Annotated in this window: 7 protein-coding genes; 2 read left to right on the top strand and 5 right to left on the bottom strand. The window is 56.6% G+C overall.

Annotated features, from left to right (window positions below):
- Positions 1 to 473: 473 nt before the first annotated feature.
- Positions 474 to 782 (top strand): hypothetical protein, encoded by a 309-nt coding sequence (locus Q0753_RS16175; RefSeq protein WP_298723561.1) that lies wholly within the window; start codon positions 474 to 476, stop codon positions 780 to 782.
- A gap of 94 nt (positions 783 to 876) precedes the next feature.
- On the opposite strand, the gene oppF is transcribed toward Q0753_RS16175, so the two are convergent.
- From oppF to Q0753_RS16150, 5 genes are all read right to left on the bottom strand, one after another.
- Positions 877 to 1,893, bottom strand: a complete 1,017-nt coding sequence (gene oppF / locus Q0753_RS16170; protein WP_367179512.1) for a murein tripeptide/oligopeptide ABC transporter ATP binding protein OppF — start codon at positions 1,891 to 1,893, stop codon at positions 877 to 879.
- Positions 1,883 to 2,899 carry an oligopeptide ABC transporter ATP-binding protein OppD gene (oppD, locus tag Q0753_RS16165; RefSeq protein WP_298723555.1) on the bottom strand — a complete coding sequence of 339 codons (1,017 nt, stop codon included), beginning with the start codon at positions 2,897 to 2,899 and terminating at the stop codon, positions 1,883 to 1,885. Before oppD ends, oppF begins: the two co-directional genes overlap by 11 nt.
- 9 nt (positions 2,900 to 2,908) lie before the next feature.
- The gene (gene oppC, locus Q0753_RS16160) at positions 2,909 to 3,832 is read right to left on the bottom strand and encodes an oligopeptide ABC transporter permease OppC (protein ID WP_298723552.1); all 924 of its coding nucleotides are present in this window, start codon (positions 3,830 to 3,832) and stop codon (positions 2,909 to 2,911) included.
- 12 nt (positions 3,833 to 3,844) lie between these two features.
- Complete coding sequence (gene oppB, locus Q0753_RS16155) at positions 3,845 to 4,765, bottom strand: oligopeptide ABC transporter permease OppB (RefSeq protein ID WP_298723549.1); 921 nt, start codon at positions 4,763 to 4,765, stop codon at positions 3,845 to 3,847.
- 523 nt (positions 4,766 to 5,288) lie between these two features.
- Positions 5,289 to 6,908 carry an ABC transporter substrate-binding protein gene (locus Q0753_RS16150; RefSeq protein WP_298723547.1) on the bottom strand — a complete coding sequence of 540 codons (1,620 nt, stop codon included), beginning with the start codon at positions 6,906 to 6,908 and terminating at the stop codon, positions 5,289 to 5,291.
- A gap of 381 nt (positions 6,909 to 7,289) precedes the next feature.
- Between Q0753_RS16150 and Q0753_RS16145 the strand changes: the two genes are divergently transcribed.
- Entirely contained in the window at positions 7,290 to 7,592 is a 303-nt protein-coding gene (locus Q0753_RS16145; RefSeq protein WP_204794265.1) for a hypothetical protein, read from the top strand.

Raw genomic sequence — 7,592 nt, 5'->3', positions numbered from 1 at the left:
GCTACTCCACCGACACGCTGAACCGCATCCCTGCGACGCTCAGCACATGACGTCCTGTCATGTGATGGTCGCTGGAGCAGAACCCTTCATTCGCCCCTGTGCTGCCGTGTCGCCTGTGGGAGCGCCCTGCAGACAACTCGGTGCTTAAGGAGAGGCAACAGAGATCGGCTCCCACGACCGTGAAATGCCAGGGAGAGTTTATGGCGTGTTGTAGGAGGTGACTCTGTTGCCTCTCGTTCCCTGCTTTAAAATAGATCAGATTTTTATGTAGGTTGGTATGAATCCTCAAAGCAGGAGTTATCAATTCGCTCGCAAGCTAAGTAACCCAGACCGGTATCAGGATGAAATATCCGCTTATATTTGCAACCTTCGGTAGTTCGGCTAGCCTTAATGCGCTGTACAAAAGTTGTTCTGTTTTGCTCGTTGTCCGAGGACATTTTCCTCGGTAGCAATGAAAAATAAAGGAGACAATGATGTTAGCGAGAAAGTGCAGATTTCCCTTGCAAAGCGACACTGCTCTTTATGTCAATGTAACCATTAATCCATGCTGTACCATCGAAATTGATATACCGGATAGACGCGAATATATCCGTAGTGAGCTAAAGCTTATTCAATTTGAACTCATCGAACAGGGGATATTGTTAGTCTGTCATGAAAAAGGCAGTGAAAATTCCAGAAATGTTCAGTTGGATCTTTCGCACAGTAACGCACTTAAGCTGTGTGAGATGATTGATGAAGTGCATGCAGAACATGAAGAGCTGATGTCGATTCTATGTTATTGAAAATACTGCATTATTGATAAAAACAAGGCGAGTCTGGTTGTGTTGTTCCATATAAAAAAATCACTTCAGGGCCTGACCTCATCAGGCCCCTTCATTACTCTCCGGATTTACTCATAACCGTATCCATTGTGACTTTTAAACAGGCAACGCTATGCCGATCCTTGCCTTCCAGCACTGGCCTGATGCGGGCGCAGTTGTCATCTGCCAGCGGACATCGGGTTCGAAACACGCAGCCGGATGGCGGCTTGATCGGCGAGGGCAGCTCGCCCTGAAGGATCTGAACCTGCCTGTTGCGTTCATGGTTCGGATCCGGCAGCGGCACCGCGCTCATCAGGGCCTGAGTGTAGGGGTGGGCTGGGTGGCCGAACAAAGCCCGGCTCTCTCCCATCTCTACGGGTTTACCCAGATACATCACCAGCACCCGATCGGAGATATGTTTGACCACCGACAGATCGTGGGCGATGAAGATCAAGGATAGCCCCATTTCCTGCTGCAACTCCTGGAGCAGGTTGACTATCTGGGCTTGAATGGAGACGTCCAGCGCCGATACCGGTTCGTCGCAAATCACCAGCCTGGGTTTCAGGATCAGCGCCCGGGCGATGCCGATTCGCTGACACTGGCCACCGGAGAACTCGTGGGGGTAGCGGTTGATCAGGTTGGGCAAGAGGCCGACTCGGGCCATCATGGCCCTGACCTTTTCTGTTATCTCTTCCTTCGGCATTTTCGGGTAGAAGGTGCGCAGCGGCTCGGCGATGATGTCACCGATGGTCATGCGCGGATTGAGCGAGGCCAACGGATCCTGAAAGATCATCTGGATGTCTTTGCGGGTTTCCCGCCGCTCCTTGTGCTCCACCCGGGTCAGATCACGACCCAGCCAGAGCACTTCGCCAGCGCAGGCCTGCACCAGGCCTATGATGGCCCGGGCCAGGGTGGACTTGCCACAGCCGGACTCGCCCACTATCCCCAGGGTTTCGCCCTGATAAAGCCGGAAGCTGACGCCGTCCACCGCCTTGAGGGTGTCGGGGGCAGACCAGGGCCAGGCCTGTCTGGGTTTGATATTGAAGTGGACCCTGAGGTTGTTTATTTCCAGCAACAGTTTCCTATCGCTCATGGCTGTTGTCCTTATACTGCTCATGGCTGTTGTTCTTATACTGCTCAGGGCTGTTCCAGTGGCAGGCGCGGCGGCGACCTTCCCCAAAGGCGGTCAGCGGCGGCGACACACTTCGGCAAATGTCATGCACCCGGTGGCAGCGTTCCTGAAAGGGGCAGCCGGGCGGCATCTTCAGCAGGTTGGGCGGGTTGCCGGCAATGGTTGGCAGCATCTCGCCGCCCGTATTCAGTCTGGGAATCGCTTTCAGCAGTCCTTCGGTATAGGGGTGGCTGGGCCGGTAGAAGATGTCGTCCACAGCGCCGACTTCCATGGCTCTGCCCGCATACATCACCAGCACCTGATCACAGCTGCCGGCCACCACGCCCAGATCGTGGGTGATCAGTATGGTGGCGGTGTTGAACTCCCGCTTCAGCTCGTTGAGCAGGCTCATGATTTGCGCCTGCACCGTTACATCCAGCGCCGTGGTCGGCTCGTCGGCGATCAGCAGTTTGGGTCGGCACAACAGCGCCATGGCGATCATGACTCGCTGCCGCATGCCGCCGGACAATTCGTGGGGAAACATACCCATGCGCTGCCGGGCTTCGGGGATCTGCACCGCATCCAGCATCTGCACCGACTGCTCGAAGGCCTGCTGCCTGCTTATTCCCTTGTGCAGCATCAGCACCTCCATCAGCTGGGGGCCGACCTTCATATAAGGATTGAGCGAGGTCATGGGATCCTGAAAGATCATGGCGATCTGCTTGGCGCGAATCTTGTTGAGCGCCGGCTCGGTCAGCGTCAGTATTTCCTGACCCTCGAACCGAATCGACCCTTGAGTGTGGCCGTTTCTGGCCAGCAAGCCCATGATGGCGAAGGCGGTCTGGCTCTTGCCGGAGCCGGACTCGCCGACGATGCCGAGGGTTTCGCCCGAATTCAGCGAAAAGTCGAGGTCGTTCACGGCCACCACCACCCCGTCCGGCGTGGTGAATTCCACCTGCAGATCCTGTACTTCCAACAGTCTGGTCATGACGGCTCCTTAACGGTCTTTCGGATCCAGGGCGTCGCGCAGACCGTCCCCCAGAAAGTTGAAGCAGAACAGGGTGGTGACCATGAAGCCGGCCGGAAACAGCAACTGCCAGAGGGCAATTTCCATCGATTTGGAGCCTTCGTCCAGCAGGGCGCCCCAGCTGGTCATCGGCTCCTGCACGCCCAGGCCGAGGAAGCTGAGAAACGACTCGAACAGTATCATGCCCGGCACCAGCAGGGTGGTATATACCGCCACAATGCCGAGCACGTTGGGCACTATGTGGCGGGTGACTATGGTGACTTTGCTCACCCCGCACACCTGTGCCGCCTCGATAAACTCCTTTTGTTTCAGACTCAGGGTCTGACCGCGTACGATTCGGGCCATGTCGAGCCAGCTGACCGCGCCGATGGCGAAGAAGATCAGCAGAATATTGCGTCCAAAGAAGGTCACCAGCAGGATCACGAAAAACATGAAGGGGAAGGAATAGAGAATTTCCAGAATCCGCATCATCACACGGTCGGTGCGGCCGCCGATGAAGCCGGAGGTAGCGCCGTAGAGGGTGCCGATCACCACCGCCACCAGCGCCCCCATCAGCCCCACCATCAACGAGATGCGTCCGCCTATCAGGGTGCGCACGAACAGATCCCGGCCCAGGGAGTCGGTGCCGAAGTAATGGCCGTTTTCAAGGCTTGGGGCCGCCATCATGGCGCCCCAGTCTGTGTCATCAAAGGCGTATGGCGACAGCCAGGGCCCCACCAGCACCAGCAGGGTGATCAACCCAAGAATAATCAGGCTGGCCAGGGCCGCGCGGTTGGCAAAAAAACGGCGGCGGGCATCCATCCACAGGGAGCGGCCTTCCACTTCCGGCTCGCCGGACGCCAGCCGGGCGGACAGCTGCTCCAGCGCCTCGCGCTTTGCTTTGTTGACTACCATGCGTTGCTCCGATCAGTAGCGTATTTTCGGGTCGATAACCGCATAGAGAATATCGACCAGGGCGTTGAAGGCGATGGTGAGGGCGCCGACCAGAATGGTCAGCCCCAGCACCATGGAGTAGTCCCGGTTCAGGGCGCCGTTGACAAACAGCTGGCCGATGCCGGGCAGACCGAAGATGGTCTCGATCACCACGGAGCCAGTGATAATGCCCACGAAGGCCGGCCCCAGGTAGGACACCACCGGCAGCATGGCCGGGCGCAGCGCATGGCGCAGTATGATATGGCGCAGGGGCAGCCCCTTGGCCCGGGCAGTACGGATGAAGTTGGCGTTCAGGGTTTCTATCATGGAGCCTCGGGTGATACGGGCGATGGCCGAAATATAGTGCATCATCATGGCCACTACCGGCAGGATCAGATACTGGGGCGCGCCGCCGTTCCAGCCACCGGCGGGCAGCCATTTGAGGGTGATGGCGAACACCAGCACCAGAATGGGGGCCAGTACGAAGCTCGGGATCACCACGCCCACCATGGCGGTGGACATGGTCAGGTAATCAATCCAGCTGTTCTGCCTGAGCGCCGCTATTACTCCCAGAGTCACCCCGAACAGCAGGGCCCCGAAGAAGGCGTAGAGGCCGATTTCCGCCGACACCGGCAGCGCCTGGGCCACCAGTTCGTTGACGGAGAAGTCCTTGTACTTGAACGAGGGCCCCAGATCCCCCTGCAGCAGGCTGCCCAGATAGCCGAAATACTGCTCCAGCACCGGCTTGTCCAGCCCGTATTTGGCCTCGATATTAGCCAGCACCTCGGGGGGCAGGCTGCGCTCCGAGCTGAACGGATTGCCCGGCGCGAAGCGCATCATGAAGAAGGAGATGGTGATCAACACCAGCAGGGTAGGAATGGCTTCCAGCACCCGCCTGACGATAAATTTGAGCATCTTGGTATCTCCCTGGCCCCGGTCGCAAACCGGCCGCCAGCATTGCTCCGATCAAGTGGCGACTATCATCCACATAATACCAATCCCACTAAACAAATGATCTATTTCATTTTTGTATAAAAGTCGAATAAAGGGCCCGCTCCGCCGACTCGCCGTGAATCCCTCCCTGGAGGCTCAGCCGCGCCATCCGTGGCGCGGATGGTCAGCTGAGCAGATCCCTTTGCTCTCCTTGATGCACCGGAGTTGCCTGTTTGCGCCGTCTACAGACAACTCGATGCTCGAGAAGAGGCAACAGAGATCGACTTCCACGACCGTGAAATGCCATGGACGGCATTTCCGAGCCCCCATGGGGCAGCTTGCTGCCGTATATCTTTGTTGGGTAATGGACCGAATATCCAGTGAATATTCGCAGCCGTTACCCAGCAAAGATGGCTAGCCCAGTGGCGTGTCGTGGGAGGCGACTGTGTTGCCTCTGATCCCGGGGTTAAAATGATCAGATGTTTATTCAAATTGGTATAAGCCGTTAGTGCGCCAGAATATACATGTCTCTGGAATAGAGGTTGTCCAGCGGGTTGTCGGGGTAACCGCCCACATACTGCTGCACCAACCGCGCGGTCACATACTGGTAGATGGGCGCTATGGGCATGTCTTCGGCCAGAATTTCTTCCGCCTGGGTATATTTGGCATTGCGAGCCTCCGGCTCGACGATGGCGCGGGAGGCCTTCATCAGGGCGTCAAACTCCGGGTTGGAATACTTGCCGTCGTTATTGCCGTGGGTGGTCAGCAACAGATCCAGCATGGACGAGGCCTCATTGTAATCGGCAATCCAGCCGGCACGAGATACATCGAAGTTGCCCTGGGTCTTGGTATCCAGATAGGTTTTCCATTCCTGGTTGACCAGCTCGGCCTCTGCCCCCAGGTGTTTCTTCCACATGGAGGCCACGGCCACGGCCACCTTCTTGTGGTTTTCGCTGGTGTTGTAGAGCAGCTCGAATTTAAGAGGGTTCTGCTTGTTGAAGCCCGCCTCGTTCAGCAGCTCACGCGCCCGGTTGTCCCGCTCTTTCTGGGACCAGCCGGCCCACTCGAGTGTTGGCGGGGTGAAGCCGTCGACGATTTCCGGCGTCATGGTGTAACCGGGTTTCTGACCCTGGCCCATCACCAGCCTGGCGATCACGTCGCGGTCGATGGCATAGGACAGCGCCTTGCGCACCCGTACGTCGTCGAAGGGCGGCTTTCGGGTGTTGAACTGGTAGTAATAGGTGCCCACATAACCGGTAACTCTGACCTCTTGCGGGTGCTCCTTTTGCAGTCGTTTGAAGTGTTCGATGGGCATTTCATTGGTGAGATCCAGCTCGCCGGCCAGAAAACGATTCATGGCCGCGTTCTGGGAGGCGATGGGCAGATAGCTGACCTTGTCGATGACCGTTTTTTCGTTGTTCCAGTAATGAATGTTGCGTACCAACTCTATTTTTTCGTTCACCACCCAGTCACTCAGGGTATAGGCGCCGTTGGACACCAGATTGCCCGGCCTGGTCCAGTTGTCGCCGTGCTGTTCTATCACCTTGCGGTTGACCGGGTAGGTGGTGGTGTGGGCCAGCATGGTGACAAAATAGGGGACCGGCTGTGCCAGCCTGATCTCCAGGGTGCGCTCATCCAGCGCCGTCACGCCCAGGGTGGAAGCTTCCTGTTCACCCTTGAGGATGGCGGAGGCATTGATGATGGTGGGAATTTCCAGATACCAGGAATAGGGCGAGGCGGTTTGGGGAGCGATGGCCCGGCGAAAGCTGTAGACAAAGTCCTCGGCGGTGACCGGTTCGCCGTTGGACCACCTGGCGTCGGCCCGCAGATGAAAGACGAAGCGCATGTTGTCGTCGGTTTCCCAGCGCTCGGCGACCCCGGGCAGGGTCTCTCCCCTGGGGCCGGACACCACCAGCCCCTCGAACAGATCGCGCTGAATGTTGGACTCGGGTACCCCTTCGGTCTTGTGCGGATCCAGAGTGGCCGGCTCCGCGCCGTTTCCCTTGACCAGATGCTGCACCTTGGCCAATTGTACGCCGGCGGGTACCTCGGCGGCCCAGCCCGGGCCGGCCAGTAGCGTACCGCTCAGAATCGTCATGGCCAGGGTCGTCTTTTTCCGTGTCATGTCGCTTACTCCATCAAGAACCGTGTTCCAGGGCCACCGTTGTGGTGGAACAGGACAATCCGATTAACAGGGCGAACAGAATAGTTGTCGATTAAATCGGTAAAAAACTCAAATAATCAAAGTATTGAAAGCAGATTTCGAGAACTGAAACAGCTGAGACGATAGGCGAGTTGCAACAAAAACACAATAAGCGGGCTCAGATTAGCGGAAGGGGAAAAGGGGTAATACTGGCTACGTTGCCCAGTTTTTTTGGTGCATTTTGCAAGCGATGAAAGCTGAACTAACCTTAGTTGGCTTGATGAAAATATCATCACCTCGTCGGTTTGTTCCTGACGGGGGTTTGGTTTGTGTGAAACAGGACCGGGATAAGTGAGGATCGAGATGTTAGCCAGAAAGCGCAGCTACACCCTGAAAAGTGGTGATACTCTTCATGCCAATATCATCATTCAACCCTGCGGCACCATAGAGATAGATATACCGGAAAAACACCAGCATATCACCAGCGAACTGGAACGAGTTCACTTTAAACTCAGCGGCGAAGATGTGCTGTTGGTCTGCAATGAAAAAGGCTGCAGCTCTATCGATGATATTTGTCTGCATCTGTCACGCAGAGACGCATTTGATCTTAATGCGGTGATCGATGATGTGATCAAGGAATACGAAGAGCTGATGTCGGATCTGTAA

Origin of the sequence: uncultured Oceanisphaera sp. (assembly GCF_947495715.1) — a bacterium.
GTDB lineage: Bacteria > Pseudomonadota > Gammaproteobacteria > Enterobacterales > Aeromonadaceae > Oceanimonas > Oceanimonas sediminis.
Note: the sequence above shows the minus strand (reverse complement) of the source record. Positions and strands in the feature narration are given on the sequence as shown.